Here is a 17,488-nt window from a genome sequence, read left to right on the forward strand (position 1 = left end):
TGGAAGAAAACGCGCAAACATCACCGCTTCACCAGGCTCCACTGCGTCACCGGCATCAACGGCCGCCATCCGGTCAGCCGCCCCACGGGCTCCGCCCTTGCCACGCTAATCTTCACCAGCTCCCCGCCAAACTCCTTGTGCAGCTCCAAAAGCAACGCCTCGCTCTCCAGCGTCACCGCGTTGCACACCAACCGCCCCAAGGGCCGCAACGCCGCCCAGGCCGCCTCGAACACCTCGCGGCTCAAGCCCCCGCCGATGAACACCGCATCCGGCGCCTCCAGCCCCTCCAGCGCCTCCGGGACCCGGCCGTCGATCAACTCGAGCTTCGGCACCCCCAGCGCCAGCGCATTCGCCGCCGCCATCGCCCGCCGGTCCGCCCTCGGCTCGATGCCGACAGCGCGCGCATACCTCGCCCCGCGCATCCACTCCACGGCGACAGACCCGCAGCCGGTCCCGATATCCCACAACAGCGCCCCCCGCATCGGCATCAGCTTCGACAGCGTCACCGACCGCACCTCCTGCTTGGTCATCGTCCCGTCATGCTCGAAGAGCGAGTCCGCCAGCCCCGGCACCCGCGGCAACAGCGCCGCGTCGGGCGCCGCCACGCAGTCCACCGCCAGCGTGTTGAAGGCCGGCACCTCATGCGCCCAGCTCTCCGCCACCCCGTCGAACCGCTTCTCGTCCTGCCCGCCCATCGCGGCCAGCACCGTCATCCGCGACTTCCCGAACCCCCGTTCGGTCAGGAACGCGGCAATCTTCGCCGGCGTCTCCGCCCCCGTGGTCAGGATCAGCAACCTCGCCTGCGGCTGGATGAACGCGATCATCTGCTCCACGGGCCGTCCATGCACCGTCAGCGTCTCCACATCCGCGACACTCCACCCCATCCGGGCCGAGGCCAGCTGAAACGCCGAGACCTGCGGATGATAGGTGATCTCCGCCGGGTCGATCGCCCGCCCGATCCGCGCGCCGACCGAGAACCACAGCGGATCGCCCGTCGCCAGCACCACCACCCGCCGCCCCTTGAAGGACATCAGCAGATCGATCAGCGCATCGAACGGGCTCGGCCAGGCCACCCGCTCCGCCGTCACCGCCTCCGACAGCCTGTGATGCCGGTCGCCCCCGACGATCACCTCCGCCGCCTCGACAACCGCCCGCGTCGCCGGAAGCAACCCGTCCATTCCGTCCTCGCCGATCCCGACGATATGCAGCCACGGCTCCGCCATGCTCACTCTCCCAATTCCACCGCGAGGCGCGCCTGCAAGGGCGCGACGAGCAGCGCCGCCATCACGCGCGCCCCTCCGGTATCCCCGCCGCCAGCGCATTCACCGCCGCCGAGGCCATCGCCGACCCGCCACGCCGCCCGCGCAACGCCACGAATTCACACCCCCGCGGATTGCCCGCCAGCTCCGCCTTCGACTCCGCGGCACCCACGAACCCCACCGGAAACCCGAGGATCACCGCCGGCTTCGGCGCCCCCTCGTCGATCAGCTCCAGCAGATGAAACAACGCCGTCGGCGCATTCCCGATGGCCACCACGGCGCCCTCGAGCCGCTCGGCCCACAGCTCCACTGCCGCCGCCGAGCGCGTATTCCCGATCCCCGCCGCGATCCCTGGCACTTTCGGATCGTTCAGCGTCACGATCACCTCGTTGTCGCGCGGCAGATACCGCCGGATGATCCCCGCCCCCACCATCTCGCAATCGCAGAGCACCGGCGCACCGGCCTGCAACGCCGCCTGCCCCGCCTCGTAGGCGCCCTCCGAAAACGCCAGCCGGTCCGCCACCTCGACCATGCCGCAGGCATGGATCAGACGGATCGCGAGCGCCTCCATCCCCGGCCCGAACCGGTCCAGCCGCGCCTCCTTGCGGACGGTCGCGAAGCTCTCGGCATAAATCGCCTGCGGGTTCTTCTCGTAAGGGCGCACTGGTCTGGCCTCGGCTCTCTGGAACGCCGGACACCGCTCCGGCAACGCATCTCTCGAACGAACGACCCGCCCGCCTCAGGCCTTCGCCTTCCGCGCACTCTCCGGCCCCAGCGGGTGGTCGGCATGCGGATAGGCGGCGTGGTGGTGATGGTGATGATCGTGGCCGTGATCGTGGTGATGGTCATGATCATGGTGGTGGTGCTCATGCCCATGGTCATGATGGTGATGATGGTGCCCGTGATCGTGATGATGATGGTGATGATGCCCCGCCATCTCCAGCCGGCACAGCCCGGTGCAGAACGTGCTGCACAGCTGGCAATCCTCCACGTTCGACCCCGGCGCCGACGCCCCCTGCCCCTCGACATGGTGGTGATGGCTCTCCTGAACCGCCCCCACCTCGGCCTCGAAGCCCAGAACGGCGGTGCGATACTTGCACATCACGCAGGTGGGCGGCGGCGTGTCGCTGAACGCCGGATGCCCCCGCCGCTCTTCCGCCGAAATCTCCACAACCTCTTCGCCTTCCAGCGCCAGAACCTGCGTCCTGTAGGGGCACGTCCCGCAATTGGGCGGCGGCACGGCCCCCACCTGCTCGACCACCCGCTCGGCAAAGGTCTCCAGCACCTGCGGATGATCGCCAAGGTAATCCGCCTTCACGAACTGCGTGCCGGGATACTCCCCCGCCACCTGGTCGGTGAAGCCATAGATCCGGTCGATCAGGATCCCCGAGAACAGGAAATACGGAAACACGACGACCCGCTTGTACCCAAGCTTCACCACGTGCTGCAGACACGGCTCCACCAGCGGGAAGGTGACGCCCGAATAGCCCACCTCGCACCAGCCGAACCCCATGCCTTCCTGCAACAGCCGCGCGATCTTCGACACGTTGGCATTGGCATCCGGGTCCGACGCGCCGCGCCCGATCACCACGAGGCAGGTGTCATGCCGGCTCACCGCGCCATGCTCGGCATCGGCGCGCTCCAGCGCCTCCCGCACCCTTGCCCCGGCGGCCGCCACCATCTTCGGGTCGACCCCAAGCTCCCGGCCATAGCTCACCGAGATCCCGTGCTTCGCCGCATAGGTGTTCAGAACCGTCGGAATGTCGTTCTTCGAATGCATCGCCGCGAACAGCATCCCCGGCACCGCCAGGATGCGCTCGCAGCCCTTCTCCCGCAGCCGGTCCAGCCCGTCGCGGATCACCGGGTTGGCGAACTCGAGATAGCCGTATTCCATCTCCCACTCCGCCGGCAGAAGCGGCGGCAGCTTCTCGGCCAGCGTCGCGAACTCGTCCACCGCCGACTGGCTGCGCGAGCCGTGGCCACAGATCATCACGCCGGTCTTGACCATCCGGCTCAGGCCTCCCGCGGCTCGGCGTCGGCCTCTTCGTCGCCGGCCTCGGGGTCTTCCTTCGCCTTCCGCCCCTTCAGCCCGGCCCAGAGCCCGATGGCAATCGCCGCCCCGATCGCGGCCGCGCCCAGCCAGTGGCCGTGCCCGGCCACCTCGGCCAGGTGTCCCGGATGCGCCTGCGCGGCGCCCGCTGCCATCATGGCGGCGACAAAAACGGCAAATTTCATGCGGCGTCTCCCTTGTCCAAACGTCACGTCCCGGCCCGGTCGAAAAGGAGAGCACTGACGACATGAAGCTAAGCCCCCGGATTGGGTCGGCCGCCCTTCACACACCTTTCCGGCCCGATCTCCGGGCATCGTCTTCCCGTACCTATAGGCGCCGGGCGCGGCCCTTGCAAACCGAGAATCGGCGGAATCCGCGCGGCAAGCGACATGTGCAGCCGCGCACGGCCCCTGCGCGCCCCTCACCCTGTCCCCGGAACCCCTCGCGGCCTAGCTCGTTGCCTAACCAAAGGAGGCTCCCATGGGTTTGCTCGTCGACGGCGAATGGAAAGACAAGGGCTACGACACCGAGAAGACGGGCGGCAAGTTCGTCCGCTCGGAGACCAAGTTCCGCAACTGGATCACCGCCGACGGCTCCGCCGGCCCCTCGGGCGAGGGCGGTTTCCCGGCCGCCTCGGGGCGCTACCACCTCTACGTCTCCTACGCCTGCCCCTGGGCCCACCGCGCGCTCGTCTTCCGGGCGCTGAAAGGCCTCGATGACCATATCGGCGTCTCCGTCGTCCACCCCGACATGCTCTCGGAAGGCTGGGAACTGCGCTCGGACTATCCCGGCGCCACGGGCGACAAGCTCTACGGGCTCGACTACCTGCGCGAGCTCTACCTCAAGGCCGACCCGCAGATCTCGGGCCGCGTCACCGTCCCGGTGCTCTGGGACACCGAGCGCGAGACCATCGTCTCGAACGAAAGCGCGGAAATCATCCGCATGTTCAATTCGGCCTTCAACGACATCACCGGCAACACCGACGATTACTGGCCCGAAGCGCTGCGCCACGAGATCCAGCCGGTCAACGACCGCATCTACGACACCGTCAACAACGGTGTCTACAAATCCGGTTTCGCCACCTCGCAGGAAGCCTATGACGACGCGGTCCACGCGCTTTTCGACAGCCTCGACTGGCTCGAAAACCGCCTGTCGCACAGCCGCTACCTGGTGGGCGAGACGATCACCGAGGCCGACTGGCGTCTCTTCACCACGCTGGTCCGCTTCGACCTCGTCTACCACACGCACTTCAAGTGCAACCGCAACCGGATCATGGATTACCCCAACCTCTGGGGCTACCTGCGCGAGCTCTACCAGTGGCCCGGCGTCCGCGAGACGGTCAATTTCGACCACATCGTGCGCCACTACCACATGAGCCACAAGACGATTAACCCCTACGGCATCATCCCGATCAACCCCAACCCCGACTTCGACGCGCCCCACGGCCGCGGCTGACCGCGCGGCCGCCGCCGGATCGGGTATCCGGGCCCGAGAAGACGCAGGACGACGCCCCTGCTTCTTCTGGCCGGTAATATTCCGGGGAGCCTTGAAACCCTGCAGGGTTTCAACGTGGGGCAGCGCCCCAAAATGAAACGGCCGGCCCCGCGAAGGCGCCGGCCGGCCAGGGGTCCGAACGTCCTCAGACCTCGGGGTTGTTGTCCGTCCCGTCTTCTTCCATTTCGGCCTCTTCCATGTCGGACGCGTCGTCCTCCATGCCCGGGTCTTCCGAGACGTCGGTCTCCGTCCCGTCCTCCCCGGCTTCGGCCACGGTATCCGAGTAGCCGCGCGTGCCTTCGCCCCAGCTGTCCTCGTCGCCGTTGGGCATTTCACCGGCGCGGCCGACATCCATGTCGTTGCCCGGGTTGCCAACGGTGCCATCGGCCCCCGGGGCGCCCTCCGCACTGGCCTGGCCGCCCGGCGCCTCGCCGGCGGCCCCGCCATTGCCGTTGTCGCTGCCATTGCCGTTGCCGGCGCCATTGCCATTGCCACTGCCGCCGGCCTGGGCCTCTGCCGCGCCGGGAGCACCGGCCACGACCACGCCCGCCATCGGGGCAGCCACGACACCGGCCAGGCTTGCGGTCATCAGAACTGTCTTGAGCATAGCTCGCATGGGTCTCTTTCCTTTCGCGGGGCGGTTCTTGCCCCGTCGACAGGACCTGTCCCCGCCGCCGCATCGTTTCAACGCCCGCGGCCCGGCCCGGCCACGGACCGGCCGTTCCCCGCTGAAACGCGTGCTGCGCACCGGCGGGAAACCGTCAACGGCACCGCTCAGGCAGGGGTCCGCGCATAATCCTCGTCGCTCACCTGCTCCAGCCAGTCGGCGACCTGCCCGTCTTCCGCCTCCTGGATGGCCAGGTGGCACATCATCGTGCCGGGCGCGGCACCGTGCCAGTGCTCCTCGCCCGGGGCGAACCACACCGTGTCGCCCGGCCGGATCACCCGCGGCGCCTGGCCGCGCAGGCCCACCAGCCCGACGCCCGACAGCACGTGCAGCGTCTGGCCCAGCGGATGGGTGTGCCACGCGGTCCGCGCGCCGGGCTCGAACGTCACCTTCAGCGCCCGCACCCGCGCGGGCTCCGGCGCCTCGATCACCGGGTCCTGCCAGACCCGGCCGGTGAAATACTCCGCGCTCGCCGCGCGGCTCTCCCGGTCGTCGGCCTTCATGATATCCATCTGCGTCTCCTTCCGATGCGCTTCGCCCCTCACCCTAGGCCCCCGGGCGGCACATTCAACTCCCCGCCGCGCACCGGCGAAATTCCCCGCCCGAATCCCTTGACGCCCCCCATCTTTGGCCGTAAAGACCGCAGACGGATTTCGGGGCGCCGCCATTGGTGGTGCCCGTTTGTATTGAACGGGGCCGCAACGCGCCCTGACCCAAGACGAGGATGACCCCATGTCGCGCGTGTGCGAACTGACCGGAAAGAAGCCGATGGTTGGCATGAACTCCAGCCACGCCAACAACAAGACCAAGCGCCGGTACCTGCCGAACCTGAACGATGTGACCCTGCAGTCCGAAACGCTGGGCCGCGGCATCAAGCTGCGGATCACGGCCTCGGCCCTGCGCAGCGTCGACCATCGCGGCGGCCTGGACGCGTTTCTTGCCAAGGCCAAGGACGACACGCTGTCGGCCACCGCGCTGAAGGTGAAGAAAGAGATCGCCAAGGCCCAGGCGGCCAACGCCTGAGGGGCATTCCCCCTCACGACGGCTCAAGCACGGCCCCGCCCAGCCCGGCGGGGTTTTTCTTTTGTCCATATGTCCGGTCTCGAAGCCGCGCGGGCGCCTGCCCGTGGGGTGGCGCTGCCTACGTTGGTGACTGGCACTTCATGGTGGCCAAGCACATCCGACATTCCAGCATGGCGTGAGATCCGCAAAAGCGCCAGCCCGTGGGGACGGCGTCGTCCATTGGGCTCGAACCAATGGCGCCTCAATGAACGACCGCTCGCGCGGCGGGCTTCGCCCTCTATTCCGCGCGCGTCAGATCCTCACCCCCGCAGCACTTCCTCCACCCAGGCCGGCACCACCTTGCTTGCCGGCCCGTGCCGCAACTCGCTGAAATCCTCCGACGCCGCCGACCGTTCCAGGTTCAGCTCCACCGTCCGCGCGCCATAGGCCCCCGCCAGCTGCCCGAAGGCCGCCGCCGGATAAACCTGCCCCGACGTACCGATCGCGGCAAAGATATCCGCCTCCGCCAGCTCCCGGTCGATCCGGTCCATGTGATAGGGCATCTCCCCGAACCACACCACGTCCGGCCGCACGGCCCTTGCCCCGCAGGCCTCGCATCCATCCTCCACCGCCATCGCCAGCGGCGCATCCCACCGGTGCCCGCACCCCCCGCACAACGCCCGGTCCAGCTGCCCGTGCATGTGCAGCACGTTGCGGCACCCGGCCTTCTCGTGCAGCCCGTCCACGTTCTGCGTCACGATCAGCACCTCGCCCTTGTGCTCCGCCTCCAACAGCGCCAGCGCCTTGTGCGCCGGGTTCGGCTCGGCCTCCGCCGCCTGCGCCCGTCGCGCATTGTAGAAATCATGTACCAGCACCGGGTCGCGGGCGAAGCCCTCGGGCGTCGCCACGTCCTCCAGCGCGTATTGCGTCCATATCCCGCCCTCGTCGCGGAACGTGCCCAGCCCGCTTTCGGCGGAAATGCCGGCCCCCGTCAGGATCACGATCTTTTCCATGCCCCCTGCTTGCCCTATCACTGACCCCATGACCACCCGGATTCTCTTCGTCTGCCTCGGCAATATCTGCCGCTCCCCCACCGCCGAGGGCGTGTTCCGCGCCCTCGCGCCCGAGGTCGAGACCGACAGCTGCGGCACCAGCGACTGGCACGTGGGCGAGCCGCCCTACGGCGAGATGCAGCGCGCCGCCCTCGCCCGTGGCTACGACCTGTCCGACCTCCGCGCCCGCCAGCTCTCGCCCGAGGATTTCACCCGCTTCGACCTCCTCGTCGCCATGGACGCCTCCAACATCGAGAGAATCGAGGCCCGCCGCCCCGCCGGCAACACCACGCCCCTCCGCCTCTTTACCGATTACGCCCCCGAGACCGGCATGGACCACGTCCCCGACCCCTACTACACCCGCGATTTCGACGGCACGCTCGACCTGATCGAAAAAGCGGCACGCGGGCTCAAAGCCAGCCTCTGAGCCCGGTTTCGCGCCGCTCTTTTCAGGAAACCCGAAACCCCGTTTCAGCCGCCGGAAAAACACCGCCTCCGAACGGCCAAGCCCCTTGCCCCGGCGCCATCCGCCACGCAACTGATGTGGGCAAGGAGACACGCGCATGGCCGAAATCCCCCTCAAATCCGCCCCCGGCGAACAGCCGCAGGCCACCCAGGCCATCTCCGACACCGTGCGCGAGATGCTCTCGACCCTGCGCAGCGGCGGCGCCCAGGCGGCGCAGGATTACGCGCGCCGTCTCGACGGCTGGGAGGGAGAGATCATCGTCTCGCCCGAGCGCATCGAACAGGCCATCGCCGAGACCCCGCAATCCCTCAAGGACAGCATTGGCTGGGCGCATGACAATATCTCCCGCTTCGCTGCCGCCCAGCGCGCCACCGCCCAGGACATGCAGGTCGAACTCCGCCCCGGCCTGATCGCCGGCCAGAAACAGATCCCCGTCCGCTCCGCCGGCTGCTACGTGCCCGGCGGGCGCTACAGCCACATCGCCTCGGCGCTGATGACCATCGCCACAGCGCGCGAGGCCGGCGTGCCCGACATCACCGCCTGCACGCCGCCCAACGCGGCCGCCGGCGGCATCCCGTCCCCCATGCTCTACGCCATGCAGCTCGCCGGCGCCTCCCGCATCCTCACCCTCGGCGGGGTGCAGGGCGTGGCGGCGCTGGCCTTCGGCCTCTTCGGCGGGCGCCCGGCGGATATCCTCGTGGGCCCCGGCAACGCCTACGTGGCCGAGGCCAAGCGCCAGCTCTTCGGCCCCGTCGGCATCGACATGTTCGCCGGCCCCACCGATATCCTCGTCCTCGCCGACGCCGCCGCCGACCCCGAAACCGTCGCCAACGACCTCGTGGGGCAGGCCGAGCACGGGCCGACCTCCCCCGCTTGGCTCGCCACCACCGACCGGGCCTTGGCCGAGACCGTCCTCACCCGCGTGCCCCAGCTCATCGCCACCCTGCCCCCGGCCAACCGCGAGGCCGCCACCGCCGCCTGGCGCGATTTCGGCGAGGTGGTGCTCTGCGCCGATGCCGAGGAGATGGCCGCCTACGCCGACCGCAAGGCCCCCGAACACCTCCACGTGCAGGCGGCCGACCTGCCCTGGTGGCGCGACCGCCTGCGCGCCTACGGCTCGCTCTTTCTCGGGGCCTCCACCACCGTGGCCTTCGGCGACAAGGCCGCCGGGCCCAACCACGTCCTGCCCACCTCCGGCGCGGCGCGCTATACCGGCGGGCTCTCGGTCCACAAGTTCCTGAAAACCGTCACCTGGCAGGAAGTCGGCGAAGACGCCCTCCCCGACCTCGCCACCGCCACCGCCGCCATCAGCCGCGCCGAAGGGATGGAGGCCCACGCCCGCACCGCCGACATCCGGCTTGCCGGGGCCGGCACCTCCGCGAAACAGGCGATGGGCGAAACCAGGTAACCGGTCCCGGCGCATGTCACGCGGAACAAGGGGCAAAGCCCGCCGCGCAAGGCCGCCTTCCGATAAAACCCTTGCCCCGCCGCCAGTCGCCCCTATTCTCCCCTGTCATCACGACGGTTGAAATCAACGTATATACATAGTATCGCCAAAAGCTATACCAACCAAGGCAAGGCAATCAACATGACCGACACCAAAGACGTAAAGGGCGTAGGCCCGGCCATGGCCCGCGAGCTCGCCTCGCGCGGCATCACCACGGCCAAGGATCTCGCCGAAACCCCGACGGCAACGCTCACCGACGTGCCCGGCATCGGCGCGGCCACGGCGCCCCGCATCGTCGAGAACGCCCGCCTCGCCATGGCGGCGGCCCGCGTCTCGCCCGCCAAACCGGCCGCGGCCAAGGCACCCGCCAAACCCGCTGCGGCCAAGGCCAGCCCCACCAAACCAGCCACCCGCTCGCGGGCCAAACCCGCACCGGGCAAGTCGCCCACCCGGACCGCCGGCGCAAGGTCGAAGGCCCCCACCGCGCCGCGCAGCCCGGCCAAGACCCGCACCAAGCCCGCCGCCTCCCCGGTCGACACCGCCCACAGCGCCGAAACCGCCGAGGCCGCGAAGCCCGCGCCCAAACCGGCCGCGAAGAAACCGACCAAGGCGAAGAAACCCGCCGCCAAGCCCAAGGCGGCCGAACCCAAGGCCGCCAAGGCGACCAAGGCGACCAAGGCGCCGAAACCCGCCAAGCCCGCCGACAAGACCCAGGTCAAGGCCAAGGACGCCAGGAAGGCCGAGAAGAAAGCCGAGAAGAAGGCAACCGACGCCCGCAAGGCCGAGAAGAAGGCCAAGGAGGCCCGCAAGAAGGCCGAAAGCAAGGTCGCCAAGGCCGCCGAAAAGGCGAAGAAGGCCGCCGACAAGGCCAAGAAAGCCGCCAGGAAGGCGGCGGAGAAAACCAAGCTGTCGAAGAAGAAAAAGAAGTAGCGCGCCCTACCCGGCGCGCCGCTCCAACTCGTTGCGCAGGCTCTCGGCCTCGTGCCGGGCCTCGCGCAACCCGTCCATCGTGGCCGACAGCTCGGCCTCGGTCTGGCTCAGCTGGTTGGTCAGCTCCGCCTCGCGCTGCTGAAGATAGGTGATCGCCTGGTCGCGGGTCTCCTCGGCCTCGTGCAGCTCCTGCGCCAGCCGTTCCAGCTCGCCCACGTCCGATTGCGACACCCGGATGAACTTGTGCACCAGCCAGTTGGCGAACCAGCCCAGCGCGAAAGCGACGAACAGAATGATGGCCGTCGCGATTATGAATTCAATCCTGTTCATCCGCCGTGTCTTCCTGCGTGTCGCCGTCCCCGGTATCGGCAGCGTCCGCAGCCCCCTCTTCCGCCTCGCCGGCGGCATCGTCAGCCTCGCCGTCGGTACCATCACTGTCCGACTGTTCTTCTGACGTTCCTTCCAGAGTTTCAAGCGTTGTTTGCTCTTCGACGATCTCGACGGGCAGGATCACCTTGAATTCGATCCGCCGGTTCGCCTCGCGGCCCTCTTCCGTGCCGTTGTCGGCGATGGGCTGGGCTTCCCCGTAACCCACGGCGGAAATCGACGCGGTCAGCACCCGGCGCATCCGCAGCTCGTTCAGAACCGTCTGCGCCCGCTCCTGGCTAAGCTGCTGGTTCATCACCTCGCGGCCCTGGCTGTCGGTATGGCCGCCGATCTCCATGGTGACCTCGCCACAGGTCTTCAGGATCTCGGCGATATCGTCCATGATATCCGACCCGGACGCATCGATATTGGCCGATCCCGGCTCGAAGCTGATCTTGCGCGTCTCCTGGATCGCGGCGATGCGTGCCTCGCATTCCTCGGGCGTCGGCAGGCTCGCCACCGGATCCAGCTCCTCGCGGTAATCCACGTCGATCGTGTACTGCGCCCCCTCGCCCAGCTTTTCCGAGAACATCCCCGAAATCGCCGAACCGGCCCCGGATTGCCCGGTCAGCCCGCTGATATGCATCTCGTCCGGCGAGACCCGTACCACCCCGTTGGTCAGGTAGGACAGCGCATCGAGCGCGGTCAGCACCCGGTACGTCCACCCCTCGGGAAGCCCCTCGGCCACCCGCGCGCTCATATGCACCCCGTCCGAGGTGAACCTGGCCCGCGCGAAACTGTCGACCAGCTTGCGCTCGGCGGCGGTGGCGATCCGGCCGCGCAGCTGCACCATGCCCTCGGGCGACAGCGTGGCGGTGAATTCCGGCGTCTCGGGCGTCGTCTCCTCCGGCGGGGCCGGCAGCACGGCATGCAGCGCGAACACCTCCGGCAGCGAGCTTTCCAGCGCGCCCACCACGTTGTCGAACTGCCCCTGCGGCGTGCCTTCCAGCGCCACCAGCGAAATATCGGCGTCCGAGAAGGTCACCACCCCGCCGCCAAGCTCGCCGACCGCGGCGATCGCCTGCTCGGCCGCCACGGCCCAGTTCGGCGAGGGCACGCCCATCCCCACGAGACAGTTCGCCTTGCCGGTCAGCCCGGCCTCGCGCGCCGCCGCGAGGATCCGCTCGCGCGCGGCCTCGGTATCGGCGGAACAGGCGTCGAACCGGGCCTCGCCCTCCTCGCTGACAAATCGCAGGGTAAAGGGCGTGATCACCGGCCGCGGCGCCGAGATGTTCAGCGCCAGCTTCAGCCCCTCGGGCACCCGCCGCGCCAACTTGTTTTCCATGTCCGCCTTGACCGCCGCGCTCTCGGTCATCGCCGTGACCGAGACCTGCCCGGCATCCAGCGAAATCTTGGTCCGCTTCAGGTCCTTCAGCGAGCGTAGCGCGTAATCCGTCGCCGCCTCCCAGGTCTCGGGCGCGGGATAGTCGGCGGATTCGAGGAAGTTCGCCACCGGCTCGCCCGCCACCGCCCCCTCGACGGCGCCCACGAACGCCTCCCGGTCCATCGCCGCGGGCACCAGCCCGATCAGCGACACGCCGCTGTCATTGCGCAGGATTTCCATGGAAAAGCGCGGCGCCGCGATCTGGCCGGTATCCTGCACCAGCATCTGGTCGATCACCCGCGCGGCATCCACCACCGAACCGGCAATCGACAGCGCCTTGAACCGCCGCGCCTCCGTCGGCGCCGTGCCGGCCAGGAAGACATGCAGCCCGTTGGCATCGACCTCCGTCCAGGTCATGCCGTTCTCGTCAAGCGTGTTGCGGACCGAGTTGCGCGACGTCTCCTCGACGACCGAGACGGCGAATCGCGCGCAGACAAGGCACAGGATGGCCGCTGTCAGGAACACGCCGCCGATAGCGAATACCGATGAAAGACGCATGGGCCTATACTGTTTATCCAATTCGTCGTGCGGTTTTAAGGCCAGCCGGGCGGAAGTTCAATCAAAGGAACAGCGCGACGGCGAAAAACGGCAGAGGCCACAGCCCCGCATCCCGGTTCGACCGGAACAGTTTCAACTGCCGCTCCCCGTCCTCCAGGTCGAACCGGCTGAGCTGCCAGTGCATGTGCCAGCCGAATGCCCACGTCCCCAGGAGCGCCACAAGCAGCGCGAAGGGCGCCGCCCCGATGGCCGCCCCGATCACCGCCAGCCCCTGCAATATCACCGCCAGCACAAGGAACCGCCGCAGCCACCGGGGGCTTTCGTTCCCGAACAGCCGCGCCGTCGATTTCACCCCGATCAGCGCGTCGTCCTCGGCATCCTGGTGGGCATAGATCGTGTCGTAGAACAGCGTCCAGCAGATCCCCGCGAGGTACAGCACCACCGCCGGCCACTCCAGCCGCCCGGTATGCGCCACCCACGCCAGCAGCGCCCCCCAGTTGAACGCCAGCCCCAGGAAAATCTGCGGCCACCACGTGAACCGCTTGGCGAACGGGTAGATGCACACCGGCACCAGCGAGATCACCCCCATCAGGATCGCCGCCCAGTTGAAGGTCAGCAGGATGAACAGCGCCACCAGCGCCTGCGCCACCAGCCACGCCAGTGCCTGTGTCACGCTCACCGCCCCCGACGGGATCGGCCGCGATGCCGTCCGGGCGACCGAACCGTCGATATGCCGGTCGGTGATGTCGTTCCACGTACACCCCGCCCCCCGCATCAGGAACGCGCCAATGCCGCAGCCCGCGAAGATCCACAGGTCGTGCCAACTCGCCCGCCCGTCATGCAACATCGCCAGCAGCAACCCCCACCAGCACGGCAACAGCAACAGCCACGTCCCGATCGGCCGGTCCGCCCGGGAAAGCCGCAGGTAGGGCCTTGTGCCCTCCGGCGCCAGCCGGTCCACCCAGTTGCCTTTCACCGCGTCGGCCACCGTGCCGCGCGGCTCTGGCGTCTCGTTCGTCGGGGTCATATATCTGCCCTCATGGCGATTGCGAAGATCAGGCTGTTTGTAGAGCACCCCCTGGGGGAAGGGCAAACCATTCCCCTCACCCGCGACCAGGCGCATTACCTCTTCGGCGTCATGCGGCTGGGGCCGGGCGACCCGGTCCTCCTCTTCAACGGCCATGACGGCGAATGGCGCGCCACCGTCGCCGAAGCCTCCAAGCGCGGCGGCCTGCTCACGGCCGACGAGCAGACATCCCCCCAGCGCAACCCGCCCGACCTCTGGCTCCTCTTCGCGCCCATCAAGAAGGCCCGCACCGACTTCATCGTCGAGAAGGCCGCCGAGATGGGCGCCGCCCGCATCCTGCCCGTCCAGACCGATTTCACCAATGCCGAGCGCATCCGCCAGGACCGCCTCCAGGCCCACGCCCTTGAGGCGGCCGAGCAATGCGGCGGCACCTACGTGCCGGAGGTCACCGCCCTCCACAAGCTCTCCGACCTCCTCGCCGACTGGCCCGCCGACCGCCACCTGATGTTCTGCGACGAGGCGCTCGCCGGCGCCGCCGCCACCCTGCCGCCCGACCTCTTCGGCCAGCCCTGGGCCATCCTCATCGGTCCCGAGGGCGGTTTCTCCGACCCAGAGCGCACCCGCCTCTCGGGCCACCCAACGGCCCACCCAATCGCCCTCGGCCCCCGCATCCTGCGCGCCGACACCGCCGCCGTCGCGGCCCTTACCGTCTGGCAACAGGCCCTCGGAGACTGGTCATGAGCTTCATCCGCCCCGAGGCCCGCGCCACCCTCCACCGCTTCCGCGAGGCGCTGATCGGCGCCGCCATCCTCCTCCTCGGCCTCTGGTGGCTCCTCGGCACCACCGGCCTCCTGCCCTACATCGGCGGGGCCCTGGCCATCGCCGGCGCCGCCCTCACCCTCGCCGGCCTGCAGCGCGCCCGCTTCCGCGGCGGCGCGGGCGGCCCGGGCGTGGTGACGGTCGACGAGGGCCAGATCGCCTATTTCGGCCCCCTCACCGGCGGCGCCGTGGCGCTGTCCGAAATCACCGCCCTCTCCCTCGACCCCACCGCCAAACCGCCCCACTGGGTGCTCTCCCAGCCCGGCCAGCCCGACCTCTTCATCCCGCTCACCGCCGAAGGCGCCGACACCCTGTTCGACGTCTTCGCCAGCCTCCCCGGCATCCGGACAGAGCGCATGCTGGCCCAGATGCGCGCGCCAGCCACCGCCCCGGTCACCGTCTGGCAGCGCCCCGACATGGCCCGCGCAAAGCTCGCCCGCCTGCATTGACACTCCCGGCGTTTGAAGCCACTTCTTCCATCTAACGACCGCACGCCGAAGCAGGAGCCTACCCCAAATGTCCATTCCCCAGTCCGGCGGCGGGCCGATCACATCCGAGAACCAGCTTGCCGAATACCTCGAATCCGGGTGCAAACCGCGCGAAGACTGGCGCATCGGCACCGAGCACGAGAAGTTCGGCTACTGCAAGGACAGCCTCAAGCCCCTCCCCTATGCCGGCGAACGCTCGATCCTCGCCGTGCTGGAAGGGCTGCGCGACCTGCACGGCTGGGCCCCCGTCGAGGAAAACGGCAAGCTCATCGGCCTGGAAAAGGACGGCGCCAATGTCAGCCTCGAACCGGGCGGGCAACTGGAACTTTCCGGCGCTCCGCTCGAGTCGATCCATGAAACCTGCGACGAGGTGAACGCCCACCTCGCCGACGTCAAATCCATCGCCGACAAGGTCGGCGTCGGCTTCATCGGCCTCGGGGCGGCGCCCGAATGGTCGTACGAGCAGATGCCGATGATGCCCAAGGGCCGCTACAAGCTGATGACTGAGTACATGGATCGCGTCGGCTCGATGGGCAAATCGATGATGTACCGCACCTGCACCGTGCAGGTGAATCTCGATTTCTCGTCCGAGGCCGACATGGTCCAGAAGCTCCGCGTGGCGCTGGCATTGCAGCCCGTCGCCACCGCGCTCTTCGCCAATTCGCCGTTCTTCGAGGGCAAGCCCAACGGCCACAAGTCCTGGCGCTCCCGCGTCTGGCGCGACCTCGACCCCGACCGCACCGGCATGCTCCCCTTTGTCTTCGACGAGGGCTTCGGGTTCGAGGCCTGGGCTCAATACGCGCTCGATGTGCCGATGTATTTCGTCTACCGCGACGGCAAGTATATCGACGCGTTGGGTCAGTCCTTCCGCGATTTCCTCAAGGGCGAACTGCCCGCCCTGCCCGGCGAAACCCCCACGCTCAGCGACTGGGCCGACCACCTCACCACCATCTTCCCCGAGGCGCGGATCAAGAAGTTCATGGAGATGCGCGGCGCCGATGGCGGCCCGTGGCGCCGCCTCTGCGCGCTGCCCGCCTTCTGGGTCGGGCTGATGTATGACCAAAGCTCGCTCGACGCGGCGTGGGACATGGTGAAAGACTGGGATGCCGAAACCCGCGACGCCCTGCGCGTAGCCGCCAGCGAACAGGCGCTTCAGGCAGAGGTGAACGGGCTGAAGATGCACGACCTCGCCCGCGAGGCCGTCGCCATCTCCGAGGCCGGCCTCAAGGCCCGCGCCCGCCCCGGCGCCGGCGGCATGATCGCCGACGAGACGCACTTCCTCAACGCCCTGAAGGAAAGCATCGAAACCGGACAGGTTCCGGCCGACGAGCTGCTGGCGAAATACCACGGCGAGTGGAACGAGACCCTCGCGCCCATCTACGCCGAATACAGCTACTAGGCGAGGGGGAAACCCCTCGCCGCCCCTGAACGCCGCCTTGTATGAGATCCAGACTTTAGTTATCAAGACCCAAGACTTTTGATAACCGCGCCGTTCCGGTATTCTCGATGACAATCACGATCAACCCACCCTTGAACGGCCGGCCCGTTGCGATCAACGCTGCCCGCTCGGATGTCTCGGCCTATCACAAGGCGGGCCCCGACCTGATCCTGGTCTTCAACGACGGCCAATCGATCATCATCACCGATTATTACCTGCGTCCCCTGGAAGATGGCAGCCAGTCGCTCGAGTTCTCCGACGGTGCCTACCCGGTCGCCGGAACACATGCCGGCGACGACAGCTTCGTCAACATGCTGGCCCTCACCGCCACCGGCCTCGTCGCCACGGGCGCCCTGACCGCGATCGTCTCGGAAGGGCGCTCGACACCGGACAGGCTGCCAAACCGCCCGCCCGAGGCAAGGGACGATTACGCCGAGGCCGGGTCTGGCGAGACGATCTATATCAACGTGCTGGCCAACGACACCGATCCCGACGGCGACCCGCTGACCATCACCTCCCTGTCGGACCCGTCCATCGGGGACGCCTCCATCGTGACCACGGAAGACGGCCAGCAACTCGTCAAGTACATGGCCCCGCAAGGCGGCATCTACGACGACTATTTCGAAATCTACATCTTCGATTACACCGTCACCGACGGCAACGGAGAGACGGCAAGCGCCGAGATCTCGGTCGCGCTCGATCCGTGGCAGCCAGGCGATCCCCCGGTCTATCCCTTCGGCCCGCCTCCCGGGCCCGAGGACCAGCCGCAGGCGACCGGCACGACCCTCTCCGCAAGCGCCATGTCCGGCGCCGACATGCCCTCCCCCGGAATCGAGTTGCATGACATGTTTCCGGCCGATCAAGGGCCGGGCGAGGCCTTCGGACAAGGCGGCCTCTTCGCCTCCGCGGATGCCGGGCCGTCGGGGATGACGGGCAACGATCTGGCTTTGGCATTCGACCCGGGGCCGGGCGTCAACCCGCTCGGCGACCCCGACCTGTTCCCCGCCGAACCCGTCCTCTGACCCCGGCGATCTGCCGCGC

Annotated in this window: 19 protein-coding genes; 9 read left to right on the forward strand and 10 right to left on the reverse strand. The window is 68.3% G+C overall.

Annotated elements, in window-relative coordinates:
- Window positions 1–20: 20 nt before the first annotated feature.
- The 4 genes from cbiE to QUV18_RS00390 all read right to left on the reverse strand — a co-directional run bounded on the left by cbiE (window position 21) and on the right by QUV18_RS00390 (window position 3,494).
- Entirely contained in the window at window positions 21–1,223 is a 1,203-nt protein-coding gene (cbiE, locus tag QUV18_RS00375; protein WP_300891259.1) for a precorrin-6y C5,15-methyltransferase (decarboxylating) subunit CbiE, read from the reverse strand.
- Window positions 1,224–1,284: 61 nt separating this feature from the next.
- A complete protein-coding gene (locus QUV18_RS00380; RefSeq protein WP_300891260.1) occupies window positions 1,285–1,923 on the reverse strand; it encodes a precorrin-8X methylmutase in 639 nt (212 codons plus the stop codon).
- Window positions 1,924–1,998: 75 nt separating this feature from the next.
- Window positions 1,999–3,267, reverse strand: coding sequence for a sirohydrochlorin chelatase (locus tag QUV18_RS00385; RefSeq protein WP_300891261.1), 1,269 nt, complete (start codon window positions 3,265–3,267; stop codon window positions 1,999–2,001).
- A 5-nt stretch (window positions 3,268–3,272) separates the two neighbouring features.
- Window positions 3,273–3,494, reverse strand: a complete 222-nt coding sequence (locus QUV18_RS00390; RefSeq protein ID WP_300891262.1) for a DUF6732 family protein — start codon at window positions 3,492–3,494, stop codon at window positions 3,273–3,275.
- A 295-nt stretch (window positions 3,495–3,789) separates the two neighbouring features.
- Between QUV18_RS00390 and QUV18_RS00395 the strand changes: the two genes are divergently transcribed.
- Window positions 3,790–4,764 (forward strand): glutathione S-transferase family protein, encoded by a 975-nt coding sequence (locus tag QUV18_RS00395; RefSeq protein ID WP_300891263.1) that lies wholly within the window; start codon window positions 3,790–3,792, stop codon window positions 4,762–4,764.
- Between the two features lie 184 nt (window positions 4,765–4,948).
- Here the strand turns inward: QUV18_RS00395 and QUV18_RS00400 are convergent, their stop codons facing one another.
- Window positions 4,949–5,410: a hypothetical protein gene (locus tag QUV18_RS00400; protein ID WP_300891264.1), complete on the reverse strand. Its 462-nt coding sequence runs from the start codon at window positions 5,408–5,410 to the stop codon at window positions 4,949–4,951.
- A 167-nt stretch (window positions 5,411–5,577) separates the two neighbouring features.
- On the reverse strand, window positions 5,578–5,982 hold the full coding sequence (locus tag QUV18_RS00405) for a cupin domain-containing protein (protein WP_300891265.1): 405 nt from the start codon (window positions 5,980–5,982) through the stop codon (window positions 5,578–5,580).
- A 220-nt stretch (window positions 5,983–6,202) separates the two neighbouring features.
- Here QUV18_RS00405 and rpmB point away from each other — a divergent pair, with 220 nt between their 5' ends.
- Window positions 6,203–6,493 (forward strand): 50S ribosomal protein L28, encoded by a 291-nt coding sequence (gene rpmB, locus QUV18_RS00410; RefSeq protein ID WP_064258306.1) that lies wholly within the window; start codon window positions 6,203–6,205, stop codon window positions 6,491–6,493.
- 299 nt (window positions 6,494–6,792) lie between these two features.
- Here the strand turns inward: rpmB and QUV18_RS00415 are convergent, their stop codons facing one another.
- Window positions 6,793–7,485 carry an NAD-dependent deacylase gene (locus QUV18_RS00415; RefSeq protein ID WP_300891266.1) on the reverse strand — a complete coding sequence of 231 codons (693 nt, stop codon included), beginning with the start codon at window positions 7,483–7,485 and terminating at the stop codon, window positions 6,793–6,795.
- 28 nt (window positions 7,486–7,513) lie between these two features.
- Here QUV18_RS00415 and QUV18_RS00420 point away from each other — a divergent pair, with 28 nt between their 5' ends.
- The 3 genes from QUV18_RS00420 to QUV18_RS00430 all read left to right on the forward strand — a co-directional run bounded on the left by QUV18_RS00420 (window position 7,514) and on the right by QUV18_RS00430 (window position 10,367).
- Complete coding sequence (locus tag QUV18_RS00420; protein WP_300891267.1) at window positions 7,514–7,951, forward strand: low molecular weight protein-tyrosine-phosphatase; 438 nt, start codon at window positions 7,514–7,516, stop codon at window positions 7,949–7,951.
- Window positions 7,952–8,087: 136 nt separating this feature from the next.
- Window positions 8,088–9,398 carry a histidinol dehydrogenase gene (gene hisD / locus QUV18_RS00425; RefSeq protein WP_300891268.1) on the forward strand — a complete coding sequence of 437 codons (1,311 nt, stop codon included), beginning with the start codon at window positions 8,088–8,090 and terminating at the stop codon, window positions 9,396–9,398.
- A 180-nt stretch (window positions 9,399–9,578) separates the two neighbouring features.
- Window positions 9,579–10,367, forward strand: a complete 789-nt coding sequence (locus QUV18_RS00430; RefSeq protein ID WP_300891269.1) for a helix-hairpin-helix domain-containing protein — start codon at window positions 9,579–9,581, stop codon at window positions 10,365–10,367.
- Between the two features lie 6 nt (window positions 10,368–10,373).
- On the opposite strand, the gene QUV18_RS00435 is transcribed toward QUV18_RS00430, so the two are convergent.
- The 3 genes from QUV18_RS00435 to ubiA all read right to left on the reverse strand — a co-directional run bounded on the left by QUV18_RS00435 (window position 10,374) and on the right by ubiA (window position 13,702).
- Window positions 10,374–10,697 carry a hypothetical protein gene (locus QUV18_RS00435; protein ID WP_300891270.1) on the reverse strand — a complete coding sequence of 108 codons (324 nt, stop codon included), beginning with the start codon at window positions 10,695–10,697 and terminating at the stop codon, window positions 10,374–10,376.
- The gene (locus QUV18_RS00440; RefSeq protein ID WP_300891271.1) at window positions 10,684–12,675 is read right to left on the reverse strand and encodes an OmpA family protein; all 1,992 of its coding nucleotides are present in this window, start codon (window positions 12,673–12,675) and stop codon (window positions 10,684–10,686) included. Before QUV18_RS00440 ends, QUV18_RS00435 begins: the two co-directional genes overlap by 14 nt.
- A 61-nt stretch (window positions 12,676–12,736) precedes the next feature.
- The gene (gene ubiA / locus QUV18_RS00445) at window positions 12,737–13,702 is read right to left on the reverse strand and encodes a 4-hydroxybenzoate octaprenyltransferase (protein WP_300891272.1); all 966 of its coding nucleotides are present in this window, start codon (window positions 13,700–13,702) and stop codon (window positions 12,737–12,739) included.
- Between the two features lie 12 nt (window positions 13,703–13,714).
- On the opposite strand from ubiA, the gene QUV18_RS00450 reads away from it, so the two are divergent.
- From QUV18_RS00450 to QUV18_RS00465, 4 genes are all read left to right on the forward strand, one after another.
- Window positions 13,715–14,443, forward strand: a complete 729-nt coding sequence (locus QUV18_RS00450) for a 16S rRNA (uracil(1498)-N(3))-methyltransferase (protein WP_300891273.1) — start codon at window positions 13,715–13,717, stop codon at window positions 14,441–14,443.
- Window positions 14,440–14,970: a hypothetical protein gene (locus tag QUV18_RS00455; protein WP_300891274.1), complete on the forward strand. Its 531-nt coding sequence runs from the start codon at window positions 14,440–14,442 to the stop codon at window positions 14,968–14,970. Before QUV18_RS00450 ends, QUV18_RS00455 begins: the two co-directional genes overlap by 4 nt.
- A gap of 67 nt (window positions 14,971–15,037) precedes the next feature.
- Window positions 15,038–16,408: a glutamate--cysteine ligase gene (locus tag QUV18_RS00460; protein ID WP_300891275.1), complete on the forward strand. Its 1,371-nt coding sequence runs from the start codon at window positions 15,038–15,040 to the stop codon at window positions 16,406–16,408.
- A gap of 107 nt (window positions 16,409–16,515) precedes the next feature.
- A complete protein-coding gene (locus QUV18_RS00465) occupies window positions 16,516–17,469 on the forward strand; it encodes an Ig-like domain-containing protein (protein ID WP_300891276.1) in 954 nt (317 codons plus the stop codon).
- Window positions 17,470–17,488: the final 19 nt, after the last annotated feature.

The organism is Roseovarius sp. (assembly GCF_030373445.1).
Classification (GTDB): Bacteria; Pseudomonadota; Alphaproteobacteria; order Rhodobacterales; family Rhodobacteraceae; genus Roseovarius.